The following is a 19,354-nucleotide window of genomic DNA, read 5'->3' as shown; positions in this document are numbered from 1 at the left end:
GGGCGCGCGGCCCTCGCGGGTCTTGTCACTCGGCGTTCAGTTCCGCCTGTTCTTCTTCGGTCAGTTGCAGTGCTTCGATCTGCTCGGCCGAAGGAGTTTCCTGTTCGTCGAGTTCATCGATCTGGTTGGCGTTCCAGCTGCCCATGTAGCCCATGAGGTTTCTCCTTGGTTGTCGTTTGAGTGTGCTGTTGCAAGCACGAGCCGAATCTAAGAGGGCAGTGACGAGCGGGTCAAAAATATCCAGACGTTTCCGTTCGCGGTATTTACCCGCGCCGAAATACGTACTGATAAATCTTGAATAGACGCGTCAGGATCAAAGCAAAGGCTAGTTTTAGAGGGGAGGGAACTGCGTGCAAGAAGGCGAACGAAACGATCAGGAACCAATCGTCTGCGAAGTTTTTCCCTGTCCTTGTCAGACGCTTCATCGTGAGACTGACGCAATATCGCACTGAAGGATTTGCATGGAGGTATGGCGCACTTGTGCGGTGATTTTTCTGACGAAGATTGAGAAAACACCGCACAAATTTGTTGGAAGGTTTTAGTGCCTTTCTGCAAAAACAGGGAACACCAGACTGAAAACCGTCATCGCCCCCGGACGGCTCTGCACCTGCGCGGTTCCCGAATGCAGGCTCATGATCGAGCGCACGATGGCCAGCCCCAGACCGGTGCTGCCCTGTGAGCGGGTGCGGCTGCTGTCGACCCGGTAGAAACGGTCGAACAGATGTGGCAAGTGCTGCGCTTCGATACCCGCGCCGGGATTGCTCACCCGCAGCGCCACCTGTGTCGGTGACTGTTCAATGAACAGCGAAACGGTTTTGCCGGGCGGGCAGTGGCGCAGGGCATTGGACAGCAAGTTCGATATCGCCCGCTGGATCATCAAACGGTCACCCGACACCCGGGCGCTGCCGACCACCTTCAGATGAATCTGCTTTTCCTGCGCCGACAGGGAAAACAGGTCGGTCACCCTGAACGCCTCATCTTCCAGTGCAATCGGCTCGAACGATGCGTGCGCCATCGGCTGACTGGCCTGAGCCAGAAACAGCATGTCCGAGACAATCCGCGCGACGCGCTCCAGTTCCTCAGTGCACGACACCAACACGTCCTTGTAGTCCTCGACCGAGCGCTCCCGCGACAGCGTGACCTGAGCCTTGCCCATCAGGTTGTTGATCGGCGTACGCAGTTCGTGGGCCAGATCATCGGAGAACTGCGACAACTGCTGCACGCCGCTGTCCAGACGATCAAGCATCACGTTGATGCCCTGCGCCAGTTCGCTCAGTTCCTGAGGCATGTTCACCACTGAAAGCCGGTGGTCGAGGTCCTGTGTGGTCACCCGGGCCGCGACTTTGCGAAACTCGCGCAGCGGCGCCAGTCCACGCTGCACTGCGCCCCAGGCGGTCAGACCGATGAACACCAGCAGCAACGGCAAGGCCATCAGCGTCGAGCGCAGGTAGGCGCTGAGTAGCGCCTGGTCGTGGGCATTGTCCATCGACAACAGTACCGGCACGTTGCTGCCGTCCTTCAGACGAATCAGCTTCGAGGCAGTGAGAAACTTCGCGCCTTCAGCATCGGCGCTGTCGGTGTAAGTCAGTTGATCGGTCGTCGCCCGCACCGCTTTCAATTCGATCCGTGGGTCCGTCAATCCTGTTCCGGACTTGAGCAGCGGCGAGCGCAAATTGCCCCGGTCATAAATCGTCAGCGTCAGGTTGTCATGCCCCATGACCTGATCGAGCAGAATGTGCGGCTTGCCACTGACTTCATTGGCATCGACGTACAGCGACAGGCTGTGTTCCACCTGCGCCATCTTCTTTTCCAGGCTGTCACGGGACAACGCGTTCAGTTCATGGGTCAGGGCGAAATACGCGAGGATCGCCAGGAACACCACCAGCAACGCACCGAGAATGCTGACGGTCAGGCCCAGTCGCAGCGACAGGCTGGCCGGCTTCATTCCCGCGCCTCCAGCACATAGCCGACACCGCGCAGGGTGTGGATCAGCTTGCTGTCGAACGGGTCGTCGATCTTCGCCCGCAAGCGGCGGATCGAGACCTCGACCACGTTGGTGTCGCAGTCGAAGTTCATGTCCCACACCAGCGAGATGATCTGGGTGCGGGTCAGCACTTCGCCGGACTGGCGCATCAGCAGGTGCAGCAGAGCGAATTCCTTGGTGGTCAGGTCGATGCGCTGCGTGCCGCGAAACGCCCGGTGTCGGCCCGGGTCGAGTTCCAGATCAGCCACTTTGAGTACCTGCGGTACCGGGATGTTTTCGCTGCGACGCATCAGGGTGCGCACCCGGGCCAACAGTTCCGGAAACTCGAAGGGTTTGACCAGATAGTCGTCGGCGCCCAGATCCAGCCCCCGGATCTTGTCTGCCAGGCGCCCCCGTGCGGTGAGCATCATCACCCGGGTGGAGTGAGTGCGACGCAGTTGTTCAAGCACGCTCCAGCCGTCGAGCTCCGGCAGATTCACATCCAGAATGATCAGGTCATAAACCTGTTGTTGCGCCAAGTGCAAACCGTCGGCACCGTTAACGGCATGGTCAACGATATAACCACTTTCCGTCAGACCCTGATGCAAGTATTCGGCAGCTTTAAGCTCGTCCTCGACGACAAGGATTCGCATGATCTTTCACCACTTTTATTCAATGGATATTTAATTAAGGTGGCCCGGAAGTTTGTTGTTTTTGTAAGGACTTTCGGACGGTTTCTGTTGCTGGATGGCGTGCAAGGTAAAGGCTGTAGTGGCTACAGAGTCAACGTTCAAGCCCTTTAAACCGGCTATCCGCGACAGCCTGTCGCAGCAATGGAGCGGTTTTTTCATGACATCGATTTCGGCAAGTGCTGTTCGGCAGATAACTAACCAGTATTTGTTTCCATGTGTTGCTACAACGCCATTCGAATCCGGAATCCTAGAGCAAAACAACTTCGATGAACTGTTGATAACGGATTTGTAATTTTTCAGTCACCTTGTCGATAAGTTCAAAACCCTAACGTGGCGCAATCAAAGATTCTTGATTAAAGGAAGTCTTCCATTGCCCGGTTTAATAGAACGGACGGCGCGCTCACGCCTGAAAAAAACCGCCAGCGGCCTCTTGTTGCTGGCCTGTACAGGTCTTGCCAGTGCATCGACCCTGACCCTGGATCAGGCCCTGCAAACCGCCTTCACCGGTAACCCGGATCTGGCCGCTGCGCAGTGGGAAATCGGCATTGCCGAAGGTGACCGCAAACAGGCGGGCCTGATCCCCAATCCCGAGGTTTCGTGGGAGGCCGAAGACACCCGGCGCCAGTCGCGCACCACCACAGTGATGCTCAGTCAGCCGATCGAGCTAGGCGGCAAGCGTGGCGCGCGAATCGATGTGGCGAGCCGTGCGCAGGATGCCGCCGGCATCGAGCTGGAGCGCAAGCGCAACGCGTTGCGCGCCGATGTCATTCAAGCGTTCAACGGTGCGCAAACTGCGCAGCAACGTTTGCAACTGAGCCGTCAGTCGCTGCAACTGGCCGAACACGGTGTGCGTGTGGCTCAGGGGCGGATCGAGGCGGGCAAGTCGTCGCCGGTGGAAGGCACGCGGGCGCAAGTACAGCTCTCTGAGGTTCGCCTGGAACTGAGCCGCGCCGAGCGTGATCAGGCCAATGCGTACCAGCAACTGGCGCAGGTCATGGGTGCGCCGTTGCCGACTTCGACTACGGTGCAAAGCGCTGCTCAAAGCCTGCCAAGCGTCCCCCCGCCGACCCGATTGCTTGAGCGCCTCAACGAAACGCCGGAACTGCGTCTGGCCAGGTTGCAGATCGATCAGCGCGAGGCATCGCTTGGACTGGAGAAGTCCCAGCGGATTCCCGATCTCACCGTCAGCATCGGCAGTCAGTACAGCGAAACCGAGCGCGAGCGGGTCAACGTGGTCGGGCTGTCGATGCCGATCCCGTTGTTCAACCGCAATCAGGGCAATGTGCTGGCGGCGGCGCGGCGTGCTGATCAGGCGCGGGACCTGCGCAACGCCACCGAGCTGCGTCTGCGCACGGAAATCCAGACCACTTTGGAGCAGTGGCAGACCGCCAACGGTGAAATCCAGGCGTTCGATCGGACCATCCTGCCCGCCGCGCAAAGTGCGGTCGACAGCGCCACTCGCGGTTTCGAAATGGGCAAGTTCGGCTTCCTCGACGTGCTCGACGCTCAGCGCACATTGATCGCCGCTCGCAGCCAATACATCCAGGCGGTGAGCGAGGCCACCGACGCCCGGGTCCGTATCGAACGCATTTTCGGCGACCTCGGCATCAACCGTTGAATTTCAATTTTCTGATCACTGCGCGACGGCACGGCGCAGAGGAGTTTCCATGGATAAAAAACTGATCGTGGTCGCTGCGGCGACCTTGGCGCTGGGCATTGGCATCGGGTCGATGTGGGCGGGCAACGCGGGCATCGATGCGCATGCCGATGAAGCCTCCGAGCACGCGGATCACGCAGAAGAGGGCACTGCCGCCGAAGGCGAGCATGGCGAAGAAGGACACATCGAATTGACGGCGGAGCAGATCACGGCGGCGGGTATTCAACTGGCCGAAGCGAAGGCGCAGCGCATCAGTCTCGGCTTGCCGTTCCCCGGCGAAGTGCGCTTCGACGAGGATCGCACCGCCCATGTGGTGCCACGTGTACCGGGGGTGGTCGAGTCGGTGTCGGTCAATCTCGGGCAGTCGGTGAAGAAGGGTCAGTTGCTGGCCGTGATCGCCAGTCAGCAGATTTCCGATCAGCGCAGCGAACAGGCGGCCGCACAACGCCGTCTGGCCCTGGCGCGCACGACGTTCGAACGCGAGAAGAAACTGTGGCAGGACAAGATCTCCGCCGAACAGGATTTCCTCCAGGCCCGCCAAGCCCTGGAAGAAGCCGAGATTGCCGTGAGCAACGCCCGGCAAAAGATCAGCGTCCTCAGCGACAGCGTGGTCGCTACCGGCGGCAATCGTTATGAACTGCGGGCGCCGTTCGATGGCGTGGTGGTGGAAAAACACCTGACGCCGGGCGAGGTGGTCGATGATACCACGGCGGCTTTCACGCTCTCGGACTTGTCGCGGGTGTGGGTCACCTTCGGGGTTTCACCGAAGGATTTGAACAAGGTGCAAGTGGGCAAACCCGTCACCGTCAGCGCGGCGGAACTGAATGCTGAAGTCAGCGGCACCGTGGCTTACGTCGGCAGCCTGCTCGGTGAACAGACCCGTACCGCGACCGTGCGCGTCACCCTGGAAAACCCGCAAGGCTCATGGCGCCCCGGCCTGTTTGTCACCGCGCTGGTCGCGACCGACAGCCGTCAGGCCAAGGTCGCCGTACCGGAAACCGCGATCCAGACCGTCGAGGACAAACCCACGGTATTCGTGCGCACCGACGACGGCTTCAAGGCGCAAGCGGTGGAGCTGGGCAGTCGCGCGGCGGGGCAGGTGGAAGTCACCGCCGGACTGGAGCCGGGCGTGCAAGTCGCCAGCGCCGGCAGCTTCGTCCTCAAATCGGAGCTGGGCAAAGCCTCGGCCGAGCACAGTCATTAAACGCGGAAGACTCCCATGTTCGAACGCCTGATCCAGTTTGCCATCGAGCAGCGCATCATCGTGCTGCTCGCCGTTCTGCTCATGGCCGGCCTCGGCATCGCCAGTTACCAGAAACTGCCGATCGACGCCGTGCCCGATATCACCAACGTCCAGGTGCAGATCAACACCGGCGCGGCCGGTTTTTCGCCGCTGGAAACCGAACAGCGCATCACTTTTCCGATTGAAACCGCGATGGCCGGCCTGCCGGCGCTGGAGCAGACCCGCTCGCTGTCGCGCTCGGGGCTTTCGCAAGTCACGGTGATCTTCAAGGACGGCACCGACCTGTTCTTTGCCCGGCAATTGGTCAACGAGCGGTTGCAGTCCGCCAAGGAGCAATTGCCCGAAGGCGTGGAAGCGGTGATGGGGCCGATCTCCACCGGGCTCGGCGAGATCTTTTTATGGACGGTCGAGACCAGGGAGGGCGCGCTGAAAGATGACGGCACGCCCTACACGCCGACCGATCTGCGGGTAATCCAGGACTGGATCATCAAGCCGCAACTGCGCAACGTCCCCGGCGTAGCCGAGATCAACACCATCGGCGGTTTCGCCAAGGAGTACCAGATTGCCCCCGATCCGAAAAAACTCGCGGCCTACAAACTGACCCTCACCGATCTGGTGACGGCGCTGGAGCGCAACAATGCCAACGTCGGCGCCGGGTACATCGAGCGCAGCGGCGAGCAATTGCTGATTCGCGCACCTGGTCAGGTGGCGAGCACCGAGGACATTGCCAACATCGTCATGGCCAACGTCGACGGCACGCCGATCCGGATCAAGAACGTTGCCACCGTAGATATTGGCCGTGAACTGCGCTCCGGCGCCGCCACAGAAAATGGCCGCGAAGTGGTTCTGGGGACGGTGTTCATGCTGATCGGCGAGAACAGCCGCACGGTCTCCCAGGCCGTCGCCGCCAAGCTCGAACAGATCAACAAATCCTTGCCCGACGGCGTGATCGCGGTGCCGGTGTACGACCGCACGCATCTGGTGGACAAAGCCATCGCCACGGTAAAGAAGAACCTCGTCGAAGGCGCGATTCTGGTCATTGCGATCCTCTTCCTGTTCCTCGGCAACATCCGCGCCGCGCTGATTACCGCGATGGTGATTCCGCTGTCGATGCTGTTCACCTTCACCGGGATGTTCAGCAACAAGGTCAGCGCCAACCTGATGAGTCTTGGTGCGCTGGACTTCGGCATCATCGTCGACGGCGCAGTGGTGATCGTCGAAAACACCCTGCGACGGTTGGCCCATGCGCAGCAGCACCATGGACGGTTGCTGACGCGGTCCGAACGTTTCCATGAAGTGTTTGCCGCGGCGAAAGAGGCGCGGCGCCCGCTGATTTTCGGCCAGTTGATCATCATGGTCGTGTACCTGCCGATCTTTGCCCTGAGCGGCGTCGAAGGGAAAATGTTCCACCCGATGGCGTTCACCGTGGTCATTGCGTTGCTTGGCGCCATGCTCTTGTCCGTCACCTTTGTGCCTGCCGCGATTGCGCTGTTCGTCACCGGCAAGGTCAAGGAAGAAGAGGGCGTAGTGATGCGCGGCGCACGTCGTGTGTATGCACCGGCGCTGGCTTGGGTCATGTCCCATCGGGCGATGGCGGTCGGTGCGGCGTTGGGCGTGATCGTGCTCAGTGGCGTGGTCACCAGCCGCATGGGCAGCGAGTTTGTGCCGAGTCTCAGCGAAGGCGATTTTGCATTGCAGGCGCTACGCGTGCCGGGCACCAGCCTGACGCAGTCGGTGGACATGCAGCAGCGGCTGGAAACGCTGATCCTTAATAAGGTGCCGGAAGTCGAGCGCGTGTTCGCCCGCACCGGCACGGCGGAAATCGCCTCCGACCCGATGCCGCCAAACATCTCCGACAGCTACGTGATGCTCAAACCGAAGGACCAATGGCCGGATCCGGGCAAGTCCCGGGAAACCCTGATGGCCGAACTACAACAGGCCGCCGCGACGCTGCCGGGCAGCAACTATGAACTGTCGCAGCCAATCCAGTTGCGCTTCAACGAGCTGATCTCTGGCGTGCGCAGCGACGTGGCGGTGAAGGTGTTCGGCGATGACATGGACGTGCTCAACGCCACGGCGACGAAGATTGCTGCCGCGATGCAGAAGGTCAACGGCGCGTCCGAGGTCAAGGTCGAGCAAACCACCGGGCTGCCGGTGCTGACCATCAACATAGACCGCGATAAAGCGGCGCGTTACGGGCTCAACGTCGGCGATGTGCAGGACACGATCGCGGTGGCTGTTGGCGGGCAGAAGGCCGGGACGATGTATGAAGGCGACCGCCGATTCGACATGGTCGTGCGTTTGTCCGACGCCATGCGCAAGGACGTCGAAGGGTTGTCGGCGCTGCTGATTCCAGTGCCGGCGGCTGGCGGTGATGCAGCCAGTCAGATCGGTTTCATTGCACTGAAGGATGTCGCCAGCCTCGATCTGGTGCTGGGGCCGAATCAGGTCAGCCGCGAGAACGGCAAGCGCCTGGTAATCGTCAGCGCCAACGTACGCGGGCGGGATATCGGCTCGTTCGTCGCCGAGGCGGGCGAAGTGATCGAGCGCGACGTGCAGGTGCCGGCGGGTTACTGGACCACCTGGGGCGGGCAGTTCGAGCAACTGCAATCGGCGGCCAAGCGTTTGCAGATCGTGGTGCCGGTGGCGTTGCTGCTGGTGTTCGGGTTGCTGTTCATGATGTTCAACAACCTCAAGGACGGCTTGCTGGTGTTCACCGGGATTCCGTTTGCGTTGACCGGCGGGGTCATGGCGTTGTGGCTGCGGGACATTCCGCTGTCGATTTCCGCGGGTGTCGGGTTTATCGCATTGTCCGGTGTGGCGGTGCTCAATGGCCTGGTGATGATTGCGTTCATCCGCAATCTGCGGGAGGAAGGGCGTTCGCTGTCCGAGGCGATCAATGTCGGCGCGCTGACACGGTTGCGACCGGTGTTGATGACCGCGCTGGTGGCGTCCCTGGGCTTCATTCCGATGGCCCTGGCGACCGGTACCGGGGCTGAGGTGCAACGGCCGCTGGCCACGGTGGTGATCGGCGGGATCCTGTCCTCGACCATTCTCACGCTGCTGATCCTGCCGGCGCTGTATCAGATCGCGCACCGCCGGGACGAGGAGTCACCCACGGCAGCCTAGTCATTTTTTGCTTTAACAAAAAGGCCCGCAACTGCGGGCCTTTCTACATAACGGATATGTAATTTCGGCGCCACCGTCACGAAAGGTTCGGATTGTTACCTTGATCCCGTCAGTTACTTAAATGAGGAATCAAACATGAAACCTGTACAGATCGGTGCGTTTTTGTTGGCGTTGGCGGTGTCTTCCCTGGCGATGGCCGAAGGTGGCGGCGACCGCACTTTCGACCGGATGATGACCAGCAACGACCGCTCCATGGAGCTGTTCGTTGCCAAGGAAAAGGCCCGGGATCCCGTTGTCGTCAATGACAAGAAAGGCGACAGCACACAGGACCTTTGAGCCCGTAGCACTGAGACAGGCCCGCTGTCGTACGCCGGCGTCGGGCTTTTTTATGGAGGAGAAAACATGAAGTTGATCAAGTGGATGGCCTTCGCCGGCGTCATGACGATGTCCTTGAATGTGCTGGCAGAGGGGGGCGGTGATCGAACCTTCGAGCGCGCGTTCAGCGCTAACGCAAAGGCCATGGAGCAATACGCGGCCGAACGAGGCAAAGCAGCTCCGGTGGTGAAGGACTACGAATACGGGATGAAGCTGGACGTGGTGAAAATAGTCAGCGTGGTGAAACCGCAGCCGGCCTGCAACGTCGTTCCCACGGCGATGACCTATGAAGATTCGAACGGGCAGCTCAATACGCTCAAATACAGCGTGGCAGGTGTTTGCCGAAACAGTGGTGGCTGATGCTGCGCACCGCCATGGTGTGCAGCCTGTCATCACGGCTGTGCGCGGGAGACTTTCAGGTCTGCCGCGCTTCGCCGTTTCCGGGCTGTTTGACCGGCAATGGTTGTGTGTTCGTGCCGGCTGCTTCGGGGAGCGCTTCATGGCTGAGTTTGCGGCGGGCAATTTCGGCTCCACGCTGGCGCAGCGGCGTTTCGACCAGGCGGTAATTGAGCTCGCTCAGCACCACCAGCAAACCCACCGACGTCAGCAACAGCTCAACGGTAAAACGCCCGTCGAGGGGAACGCCCTGACTGGCGGCTACACGGGTCCAGATTTCGGTACTCAAGTGATTGGTGAAAACATGGATCACGTAAAGTCCATAGGACCGTGAGCCGAGCCACTGCATGAGACCGTGCATGAAAACCGGGCAGTAGATGTAGCCTTTCTGGTAACTCGCCAGCCAGACAATCAGCACCGCAACCATCGCAACGATACCGACTGCAATCGGCATGGCAATCAGCTGAATCGCGACGGAACCCAGCATGTAGAGCAGGAACAGTGTGCACAGCAGCGGTTTGAGCGTTCCCTGACCCAGCCCGACAGGTTCTATCTGTCGATAGAGGCGGGTTCGGGTAAACAGGCACAGGAGAATTCCCCAGAGCATTGCATCCAGACGAAAGTGCGTGAGTATGCTTCCGGGTTCGGGATAGGGGTTGCGATCGATACCGAACTGCAGGGCAATGAGCGCGAACAGGGCAATGATTCGCCAGCGGGGGGACATGACAAACAGCAGAAACAACGGGAATACGAAGTAGAACTGCTCTTCAAGCGCCAGGCTCCAGTATTGCGGGCTGGGCCCCAGCAGCGAGTTGAAATGCATCCCCAGATTACCGCTGAAGGTCGCGACGGCGGTGAAGCTGCGCAGATTGTCATACCACGAGCCAAAGGCATTCGACTGGTTGTAAACGATGGAAAACAACAGCGGAACGAGTATCCAGAGCCAGGCTGTGGGCAACAGGCGGTAGGCACGGCGCAACCAGAAACACACCGTTGCCAGACCAGACTGACCTTGCGCGCGATGGTTGTCGAAATAATCGAGATAGGCCTTGCTGACGACGAAGCCGGAAATGCAGAAAAACAGATCGACCCCGGTCCAGGGCATGAAGATCGAGAAGATTCTCAGCAGGGTATCGGTATGGAACGGCAGCATCATGGTGACGTGACACAGGAAGGTCATGGCAACCGCGGCCCCCCTCAAGTATTCGATTTCCAGGTTTTTACGGTTACTCATCAATCCCTCGTTATTCTTGTTTTTCAACGCAGGCGAAGATGGCAGTTCGCTCGCTGCGCGGTCAAGAAAACGATCTTTTATCAAGGCAAAAAAAAGGCGCCCCGAAGGACGCCAAAGGATTCACCTCTTACCAAAGGAGCAAGGAGCTTCTAAAGGTGAATGTGTGTTGCTCGTGAAACTCAGAGAATCGCCAGCGGGTATTCGACAATCACCCGTACTTCATCCAGATCCGACTCGAATGCCGTGGCACGGGTGGTGGCCTGACGAAGTCTCAGCGAAAGGTCTTTCATCGAACCGCTCTGCACCACGTATTTGACTTCGATATCACGCTCCCAGCGCTTCTGGTCGGTCAGCGGATTGCCTTCGGCATCGCGGCGCATGTACACGGCGTTGGCGTTGGAATAATCGGCGTCGGTGCCGCGGGCATAACGGGTCATGAATGACAGGCCCGGCACGCCGTAAGTGCTCATGTCGAGGTCGTACCGCACCATCCACGAACGCTCTTTCGGCGAGTTGAAGTCGCTGTACTGGATCGAGTTGTCGAGGAAGATCGAGTCGGACTGGCGCAGGTAATCGAAATCGTCGTTGCCGTTGTTGCGCTGGTGGGAGAGGGCCACCGAGTGGGCGCCGAGCTTCACACCGACCCGACCGCTCCAGATGTTGTTGTCGAACTGACCGAGCAACTGTTTGCCTTCATCGACCGCCTTGTAATAGTTCAGGCCACCGAACAGCGACAGGTCATCCGACAGCGGATACGTCCAGGCGGTGCCGGCGTAATACTGGTTCCAGGCATCTTTCAGGCGACTGGTGTACAGGCTGAAACTGAGGTTTTTGTTCAGCGCGTAGTCGCCGCCGCCATAGGCAATCCAGGGCGAGTTGACCGGGCCGGCATAGAAGGTCGCGAAGTTCTCGCGCATGTCGCTGGACACCGGCTGGCTCATCGCATGCAACCGGCCACCCTGGATCGACAGGCCCTCGATGCTGGTGTTGGTCGCCGTCACACCTCGAAAGCTTTCCGGCAGCAATCGCGAGTCACCCGCCGCAACCACCGGGTTGGCCGGGAACACATCGCCGATTTTCACCACCGTATCGAAGGCCCGCACTTTGGCCGCACCACCGACCTTGGTGTATTCGTCCCGCGCTTTACCGTCGCTGTCGACCGACAACACATCGAACGAACTGCGGCCCCCGTTGCGACCATCACCGGTATCGAGTTTCAGACCGATCATCGCGAAAGCATCCACCCCGACCCCGACGGTGCCCTGGGTGAAACCGGATTCGAACTTGCTGATGACCGCATGGGCCCAGGCCTCGGAATAGCCGTTGCCCGTGGGGCTGGACTGGCCGTTGCGGTGATCACGATTGAAATAGAAGTTGCGGTTGAGCACCGTCAGGCTGCTGCCTTCGATAAACCCTTCGGGTTTGTCTTCTGCAAACACCGTGGACGGCCCGGCGCCGACGACCACTGCTAAAGCGGCCATCGATATTTTTGTGTTGTTAACCATCAATCACTCCTGAGTTCGGCAGAACGGGAACGTGCTTCGGCGTGGGTTTTATTGTTCGACGGGCAAGGGCCCGCCGGGAGAGTCGCCGGGTGACATCGTTGCAGGCTGCGGATAACGCCAAGGTGATCGGGGAATTACAATTTCGTTAGGTGGTGTTGCGATTGACTCGTCGGAACAATCCGCAGCACTATCCAGCCATGACTGCCCAACACCGAATGACCATGATGTGCTCCGCTATGACCGCTTCCGGCGGGCCATAAGGTCATGCATGTCTGGTCAATGACGTGTTACCCAAAGCCCCGCCAGAAATGGACGGGGCTTTTTCATTGCCTGTCCGCACATGGCTCATGGAGAGAGAAATGTTCGAAATGAAAAGAGCCACCCCGGACGATGCCGGGATAGCGTTCGAGATCCGGCGACTGGCGATCCGTCACCAATGCATCGGTGCCTACAGCGAGCAGCAGATGCTCGACTGGACAAAAGGCTCGGCGCAGGACGGTTACGACATGCTCATGCAAAAGCATTTCTATCTGGGTTACGTTGAGGGTGAGCCTGTAGCAACCGGCATGCTCGATCTGGAGCGTCGCGAAATTGGCGCAATTTTCATTCACCCGGATTTCATGCGGCGCGGTCTGGGCAAACGAGTGCTGAGCTTTCTTGAAGCGCTGGCACGGAGTCTGGGACTGGCAGAGGTTTGTCTGGATGCGACTTTGAATGCCGCTGATTTTTATCGACGCTGCGGTTACGTCGGGGAGGGAAGTGCGGTTTATCAATCACCTTCAGGTCTGCAACTGACCTGCGTGCCGATGGTGAAGAAACTGTGATGGCATAAACGCAAAAACGGCACCCGAAGGTGCCGTTTCTGTTTGTAGCCATTCCAGCAGTGCAATCAGCCCGCCAGGCCCGCCTGCTGAACCAGGGTCAGCAATGGTTGCGGGTACACACCGAGGAAGAACGCGACCACGGCGATGGCCAGCAGCATCACGCCGCCTGCCTTCTGTTCCCAGTGCAGCTGGGCGTCGTGGCGGCGCAGGTTCGGTTCGATCAGGTACAGGGTGACCATCACGCGCAGGTAGTAGAACACGCCGATGGCGCTGCCCAGTACCAGCGAACCTACCAGCCACCATTGGTGCGACTCGACACCGGTGGCGATGATGTAGAACTTGCCGATGAAGCCAGCGGTCAGCGGGATACCGGCCAGGGACAGCATCATCACGGTCAGTACGGCGGTCAGGTACGGACGGCGCCAGAACAGGCCGCGGTACTCGTACAGCGCATCCGCGTCGCGGCCGTTGTACGGCGAGGACATCAGGGTGATCACGCCGAAGGCGCCGAGGCTGGTGATCACGTAGGTGACCAGGTACACGCCGATGGCTTCGACCGCCAGACCCTTGCTCGCCACCAGTGCGATCAGCAGATAGCCGAAGTGCGCGATGGAGGAGTAACCGAGCAGACGCTTGAGGTTGCTCTGGGTCAGGGCCAGCAGGTTACCGAACAGGATCGAGGCGATGGCGATGATGGTCAGCACGTTGCTCAGAACACCACTGCTGGCGGCAGGGGAGATCTGGAACAGACGAACCATTACCGCGAACACAGCCACTTTCGAAGCGGTGGCGAGGAACGCGGCCACCGGTGCCGGAGCACCTTCGTACACGTCCGGCGTCCACAGGTGGAACGGTACCAGCGACAGCTTGAACGCCAGACCGATCAGCATCATGCCCAGGCCCAGTTGCGCCAGCGAGCTTGGCAGGTTGGTGGTGGCCAGTGCCTGACCGATACCGACGAAGCTCAGCGAGCCCGAGTCTGCGTACAGCAGCGCCATACCGAACAGCAGGAACGCGGAACCGGCGGCCGACAGCACCATGTACTTAATGCCGGCTTCCAGCGAACGCTTGTTGAAGAAGGCGTAGGCCACCAGACCGTAGACCGGTACCGACAGCAGTTCCAGACCGATGAACAAACCGGCCAGGTGCTGCGCGCTGACCAGAACCAGACCACCGGCGGCGGCCATCAGGATCAGCAGGTACAGTTCTTCACGGTTGCCCGGGTAACCCGAACCGCCGTCGCCGAGGTAGGCGTGGGCGAGGGTGACACAGGCGAGGGTGGCGACCAGGATCAGCGCCATGTACAGGCAGGCAAAGGTGTCGATCTGCAGCAATGGCGTCACGGCCAGAGGCGCGACTTTCAGGGCCGGCAGGATCGACAGCAAGGCCAGGTTCAGACCCGCCACCGAAATCAGGAAGGTCTGCGAGTGGTTGCGGCGCCAGGCGATTGCCAGCATCACCACGATAATGGTGAGGCTGGTGATCAACAGTGGCGCTAGCGCAATAAAGTGTTGAATCGTGAATTCCATAGCGCTCTTACCGGGCCGAAGCGAGTTGAGTGAAGGCGGTGCCGAGCCACTGCTGCACGCCATGCATCGTGGCGGCAGAAGTGTCGAGGAACGGTTGCGGGTAGACGCCGAGGTAAATCAGCAGTACCGCAAGGCCCAGCACCATGATCAGTTCGCGACCGTCCATGCCGTGCAGGATCGAATCCGATTTCGACGGACCGAAGTAAGCGCGGTGGATCATGATCAGCGAGTAGACCGAACCGAACACCAGACCGGAGGTGGCAATCGCGGTGATCCAAGGAGCACTGGCGAAAGTGCCGATCAGGATCAGGAACTCGCCGACGAAGTTACCGGTGCCTGGCAGACCCAAAGAGGCAGCTGCGAAGAACAGGCTGATCGCCGGCAGGTACGCGATACGCGACCACAGACCGCCCATCTCACGCATGTCACGAGTGTGCAGGCGCTCGTACAACTGACCGCTCAGGATAAACAGTGCCGCGGCCGACAGACCGTGGGCCAGCATCTGGATCACGGCGCCTTGCAGCGCCAGTTGGCTGCCGGAGTAGATGCCGATCAGTACGAAGCCCATGTGGGAAACGGACGAGAAGGCGATCAGACGCTTGATGTCGGTTTGCGCGAACGCCAGGAACGCACCGTAGAAGATCCCGATCAGACCGAGGGTCATGGCGATCGGCGCGAATTCGGCCGAGGCGTTCGGGAACAGCGGCAGGGCGAAACGCAGCAGACCGTAGGCCGCGGTTTTCAGCAAGATACCGGCGAGGTCGACAGAACCTGCGGTCGGTGCCTGGGCGTGAGCGTCAGGCAGCCAGGAGTGGAACGGAACCACTGGCAGCTTGACCGCGAAGGCGATGAAGAAGCCGAGCATCAGGATGTACTCGGTGGTCATCGACATCTTGGTCTTCAACAGATCGGCATAGTTGAAGGTGATCACGCCGGTGCTGTTGTAGTTGACCAGGACCAGACCCAGGATCGCCACCAGCATGATCAGGCCGGAAGCCTGAGTGAAGATGAAGAACTTGGTCGCTGCGTAGATACGGGTTTTCTTGCCGTCCGAAGAACTGTGACCCCAGAGCGCGATGAGGAAGTACATCGGCACCAACATCATTTCCCAGAAGAAGAAGAACATGAACAGGTCGAGGGCGAGGAACACGCCGACAACGCCGCCCAGGATCCACATCAGGTTCAGGTGGAAGAAGCCAACGTGACGTTGAATCTCTTTCCACGAGCAGAGTACCGACAGGATACCCAGCAGACCGGTCAGCAGGATCATCAGCAGCGACAGGCCGTCGAGGGCCAGGTGCACGTTGATGCCGAAGCGCTGGATCCAGACGTGCTTGAACTCAAGCGCCCAGGTCGGATCGGCGCCAGGCGCCGGAGCAAATGAATAGTCACCATGGGCCCACAGCCAGAGGCCGAGGGCGAGTTCCAGGGTCATGGTCAACAGCGCAATCCAGCGGGGGAGGGTAGCGCCGAAGCGCTCACCCATCCAGCACAGCAGGCCGCCGATGAAGGGGATCAGGATTAGCCAAGGCAGAATCATGACGGGCTCGTTTCCTTTCGCAAATTCGCAAGGTTCATATCAGACCGCTACCAGCACGACAGCGCCGATTACCAGTACGGCACCAGCAGCCATCGAAGCAGCGTACCAACGCAGTTGACCGGTTTCGGTACGGCTCAGGGCGGTGTGACCCCCCTTGGCCATGCGCGGGATCAGACCGATGGTCTGGTCGAGCGGGTCTTTGCGCAGCATGTGGCTGATCGCAAGGTACGGCTTCACGAACAGTTTGTCGTAGATCCAGTCGAAGCCCCAGGCAGCGAACCACCAGGCCGAAAGGAGACGGCCGATGCCGCTGTTGGCGATCGCGGTCACGAAGCGACGCTTGCCGAGGAACAGCAGGGCCGCCAGCAGGATACCGGCCAGAGCGATGGCGCCCGAGGCGATTTCCAGGCTGTGCTTGGCTTCGCCACCGGCATGGCCAACGCTTTCCGGCAGTACGCCGTGCAGCGGTGGAACGATCATGGCGCCGACGAAAGTCGACAGCACGATCAGCACCGACAGCGGCAGCCAGTGAGCGATGCCGTGACCGGCGTGAGCTTCGGTCTTGGCTTCACCGTGGAACGCGATGAAGATCAGGCGGAAGGTGTACAGCGAGGTCATGAACGCACCGACCAGACCGGCGTACAACAGACCGTTGTGGCCGCTGGCGAACGCTTCCCAGAGGATTTCGTCCTTGGAGTAGAAACCTGCGGTCACCAGCGGCAGGGCGGCCAGGGCGGCACCACCGACGATGAAGCTGGCGTAGGCCAGCGGCAGTTTCTTCCACAGACCGCCCATCTTGAAGATGTTCTGCTCGTGGTGGCAGGCAACGATCACCGCACCGGACGCAAGGAACAGCAGTGCCTTGAAGAAGGCGTGGGTCATCAGGTGGAAGATCGCGCCTTCCCAGGCACCAACGCCCAGCGCCAGGAACATGTAGCCGATCTGGCTCATGGTCGAGTAGGCGAGGATGCGTTTGATGTCGGTTTGAACCAGTGCGGCAAAACCTGCCAGTACCAGGGTTACACCACCGACGATGCCGACCAGATGCAGGATGTCCGGCGCCAGGGCGAACAGACCGTGGGTACGGGCGATCAGGTAGACACCGGCAGTAACCATCGTTGCAGCGTGGATCAGTGCCGAAACCGGGGTAGGACCGGCCATCGCGTCCGCAAGCCAGGTCTGCAGCGGCAGTTGAGCCGATTTACCGACCGCACCACCCAGCAGCATCAGGGTTGCCAGGACGATCCAGAAATCGCCGACCTTGAAGTGCTCAGGCGCCTTCACCAGCAGTTCCTGGACGTTCAGCGTGCCCAACTGCTGGAACAGGATGAACAGGCCGATTGCCATGAACACGTCGCCGATACGGGTGACGATGAAGGCTTTCAGTGCGGCGTTACCGTTGTTGCGGTTGCTGTAGTAGAAACCGATCAACAGGTACGAGCACAGGCCCACACCTTCCCAGCCGAAGTAGATGAACAGCAGGTTATCGCCCAGCACCAGGAACAGCATGCTGGCGATAAACAGGTTGGTGTAGGCGAAGAAGCGCGAGTAACCGGCTTCACCGCGCATGTACCAGGAGGCGAACAGGTGGATCAGGAAACCCACGCCGACCACCACACCGAGCATGGTCACGGACAGGCCGTCCAGGTACAGGGCGAAGTTAGGCTGGAAGCCTTCCACCGAGATCCACTTCCACAGTACGTGGACGTACACGCCACCTTCCGGTGGAGCGACGTTGAACTGCCAGATCACGTAGGCCGCGACGATGGCAGACAGGCCGATGGAGCCGACACCGATCAGCGCCGACAGGTTTTCCGAGAGGCGGCCGCGCGAGAACGACAGCAACAGGAACCCGATCAGAGGGAATACGAAAGTCAGAAAGAGTAGGTTCATCCGCGCATCTCACTGGCAGCGTCGATATCGAGCGTATGGAAGCGGCGATACAGTTGCAGCAGGATCGCCAGGCCAATACTGGCCTCGGCGGCTGCCAGGCTGATCACCAGGATGAACATGATCTGTCCATCCGGTTGCGCCCAGCGGGCGCCCGCGACGATGAAGGCCAGTGCAGAGGCGTTCATCATCACTTCCAGACTCATCAACACGAACAAAATGTTGCGGCGGACCATCAGGCCGACCAGACCAAGGCAGAACAGGATGCCGGCAACGGCCAGTCCATGTTCGAGAGGGATAGCAGGCATGTCTTACTCCTTCGCCTCGTTACGGCCCAAATGGAACGCCGTGACGGCTGCAGCGAGCAGCAGCATCGAGGCGAGTTCGACCACCAGCAGGTACGGACCGAACAGGCTGATGCCCACGGCTTTCGCGTCCACGGTGGTTTGACCGATGGCCTGACCGCTCTGGTGAGCGAACAGCACATACAGCAGTTCGGCCAGCAGCAGGGCGGCGAGAATCACCGGTCCTGCCCAGATGCCGGGCTTGAGCCAGGTGCGTTCCTGCTGAACCGAGGCAGGCCCCAGGTTCAGCATCATCACCACGAACACGAACAGCACCATGATGGCGCCGGCGTAGGCAATCACTTCCAGCACGCCGGCGAACGGTGCGCCGAGAGCGAAGAAGGTCATGGCCACGGAGATCAGAGAAATGATCAGGTAGAGCAGGGCGTGCACAGGATTGGTGTTGGTGACCACACGCAGTGTGGACACAACAGCGATACCCGATGCGAAATAGAAAGCGAATTCCATCGTTCTTCCTTAAGGCAGCAAGCTCTTCACGTTGATCGGCTCGGCTTCGTTTTGTGCGGCGCCTTTCGGCTTGCCCGCAACGGCCATACCTGCAACACGATAGAAGTTGTAATCAGGGTTTTTGCCGGGGCCGGAGATCAGCAGATCTTCTTTCTCGTACACCAGGTCCTGACGTTTGAACTCGGCCATCTCGAAATCCGGGGTCAGCTGGATCGCGGTGGTCGGGCAGGCTTCCTCGCAGAGACCGCAGAAAATGCAGCGCGAGAAGTTGATACGGAAGAAGTCCGGGTACCAGCGACCGTCTTCGGTTTCAGCTTTCTGCAGCGAGATGCAACCCACCGGGCACGCCACGGCGCACAGGTTGCAGGCTACGCAGCGTTCTTCGCCATCGGGGTCGCGGGTCAGGACGATGCGGCCACGGTAGCGTGGCGGCAGGTAGACCGGCTCTTCCGGGTATTGCAGGGTGTCGCGCTTGCGAAAGCCATGACCGAAGATCATGACCAGGCTGCGCAACTGGGTACCGGTACCCTTAATGATGTCGCCAATATATTTGAACATGGGTCAA

General features: G+C 59.9%; 17 protein-coding genes. 6 read left to right on the top strand and 11 right to left on the bottom strand.

What is annotated here, in order from left to right; genetic code table 11:
* Positions 1–25 precede the first annotated feature (25 nt).
* From DLD99_RS29500 to DLD99_RS18115, 3 genes are all read right to left on the bottom strand, one after another.
* Positions 26–154 (bottom strand): hypothetical protein, encoded by a 129-nt coding sequence (locus DLD99_RS29500; protein WP_256576931.1) that lies wholly within the window; start codon positions 152–154, stop codon positions 26–28.
* A 384-nt stretch (positions 155–538) separates the two neighbouring features.
* On the bottom strand, positions 539–1,945 hold the full coding sequence (locus tag DLD99_RS18120; RefSeq protein ID WP_114884037.1) for a heavy metal sensor histidine kinase: 1,407 nt from the start codon (positions 1,943–1,945) through the stop codon (positions 539–541).
* Positions 1,942–2,616, bottom strand: coding sequence for a heavy metal response regulator transcription factor (locus DLD99_RS18115; protein ID WP_007951475.1), 675 nt, complete (start codon positions 2,614–2,616; stop codon positions 1,942–1,944). The genes DLD99_RS18120 and DLD99_RS18115 overlap by 4 nt, the downstream gene beginning before the upstream one ends.
* Before the next feature lie 409 nt (positions 2,617–3,025).
* Between DLD99_RS18115 and DLD99_RS18105 the strand changes: the two genes are divergently transcribed.
* From DLD99_RS18105 to DLD99_RS18085, 5 genes are all read left to right on the top strand, one after another.
* On the top strand, positions 3,026–4,273 hold the full coding sequence (locus tag DLD99_RS18105) for a TolC family protein (RefSeq protein ID WP_114884033.1): 1,248 nt from the start codon (positions 3,026–3,028) through the stop codon (positions 4,271–4,273).
* A gap of 49 nt (positions 4,274–4,322) precedes the next feature.
* The gene (locus DLD99_RS18100; RefSeq protein ID WP_114884032.1) at positions 4,323–5,516 is read left to right on the top strand and encodes an efflux RND transporter periplasmic adaptor subunit; all 1,194 of its coding nucleotides are present in this window, start codon (positions 4,323–4,325) and stop codon (positions 5,514–5,516) included.
* A 15-nt stretch (positions 5,517–5,531) separates the two neighbouring features.
* Positions 5,532–8,684 carry a CusA/CzcA family heavy metal efflux RND transporter gene (locus tag DLD99_RS18095; protein WP_114884030.1) on the top strand — a complete coding sequence of 1,051 codons (3,153 nt, stop codon included), beginning with the start codon at positions 5,532–5,534 and terminating at the stop codon, positions 8,682–8,684.
* Positions 8,685–8,819: 135 nt separating this feature from the next.
* A complete protein-coding gene (locus tag DLD99_RS18090; RefSeq protein WP_085712401.1) occupies positions 8,820–9,020 on the top strand; it encodes a co-regulatory protein PtrA N-terminal domain-containing protein in 201 nt (66 codons plus the stop codon).
* A gap of 66 nt (positions 9,021–9,086) precedes the next feature.
* On the top strand, positions 9,087–9,419 hold the full coding sequence (locus tag DLD99_RS18085; protein ID WP_085712400.1) for a DUF2790 domain-containing protein: 333 nt from the start codon (positions 9,087–9,089) through the stop codon (positions 9,417–9,419).
* A 55-nt stretch (positions 9,420–9,474) separates the two neighbouring features.
* On the opposite strand, the gene DLD99_RS18080 is transcribed toward DLD99_RS18085, so the two are convergent.
* Together DLD99_RS18080 and DLD99_RS18075 are read right to left on the bottom strand one after the other, a co-directional pair.
* A complete protein-coding gene (locus DLD99_RS18080; RefSeq protein WP_244220748.1) occupies positions 9,475–10,773 on the bottom strand; it encodes an acyltransferase family protein in 1,299 nt (432 codons plus the stop codon).
* Positions 10,774–10,868: 95 nt separating this feature from the next.
* On the bottom strand, positions 10,869–12,194 hold the full coding sequence (locus tag DLD99_RS18075; protein ID WP_114884026.1) for an OprD family porin: 1,326 nt from the start codon (positions 12,192–12,194) through the stop codon (positions 10,869–10,871).
* Between the two features lie 359 nt (positions 12,195–12,553).
* On the opposite strand from DLD99_RS18075, the gene DLD99_RS18070 reads away from it, so the two are divergent.
* Entirely contained in the window at positions 12,554–13,018 is a 465-nt protein-coding gene (locus DLD99_RS18070) for a GNAT family N-acetyltransferase (protein WP_114884024.1), read from the top strand.
* Between the two features lie 65 nt (positions 13,019–13,083).
* Here the strand turns inward: DLD99_RS18070 and nuoN are convergent, their stop codons facing one another.
* The 6 genes from nuoN to nuoI are packed head-to-tail and all read right to left on the bottom strand — an operon-like array spanning position 13,084 to position 19,347.
* Positions 13,084–14,547 (bottom strand): NADH-quinone oxidoreductase subunit NuoN, encoded by a 1,464-nt coding sequence (nuoN, locus tag DLD99_RS18065; protein ID WP_085712396.1) that lies wholly within the window; start codon positions 14,545–14,547, stop codon positions 13,084–13,086.
* A gap of 7 nt (positions 14,548–14,554) precedes the next feature.
* Complete coding sequence (gene nuoM / locus DLD99_RS18060) at positions 14,555–16,087, bottom strand: NADH-quinone oxidoreductase subunit M (protein WP_007951464.1); 1,533 nt, start codon at positions 16,085–16,087, stop codon at positions 14,555–14,557.
* 39 nt (positions 16,088–16,126) lie between these two features.
* Positions 16,127–17,980, bottom strand: coding sequence for an NADH-quinone oxidoreductase subunit L (nuoL, locus tag DLD99_RS18055; protein ID WP_085712395.1), 1,854 nt, complete (start codon positions 17,978–17,980; stop codon positions 16,127–16,129).
* On the bottom strand, positions 17,977–18,285 hold the full coding sequence (gene nuoK / locus DLD99_RS18050) for an NADH-quinone oxidoreductase subunit NuoK (RefSeq protein WP_003180046.1): 309 nt from the start codon (positions 18,283–18,285) through the stop codon (positions 17,977–17,979). Before nuoK ends, nuoL begins: the two co-directional genes overlap by 4 nt.
* Before the next feature lie 3 nt (positions 18,286–18,288).
* Positions 18,289–18,789 (bottom strand): NADH-quinone oxidoreductase subunit J, encoded by a 501-nt coding sequence (gene nuoJ / locus DLD99_RS18045; RefSeq protein ID WP_085690004.1) that lies wholly within the window; start codon positions 18,787–18,789, stop codon positions 18,289–18,291.
* Between the two features lie 9 nt (positions 18,790–18,798).
* Complete coding sequence (gene nuoI, locus DLD99_RS18040) at positions 18,799–19,347, bottom strand: NADH-quinone oxidoreductase subunit NuoI (protein WP_085712394.1); 549 nt, start codon at positions 19,345–19,347, stop codon at positions 18,799–18,801.
* Between the last annotated feature and the right edge of the window lie 7 nt (positions 19,348–19,354).

Origin of the sequence: Pseudomonas kribbensis (assembly GCF_003352185.1) — a bacterium.
In the GTDB taxonomy this organism is placed as follows: domain Bacteria; phylum Pseudomonadota; class Gammaproteobacteria; order Pseudomonadales; family Pseudomonadaceae; genus Aquipseudomonas; species Aquipseudomonas kribbensis.
This window is presented reverse-complemented; position numbering and strand designations above follow the sequence as displayed.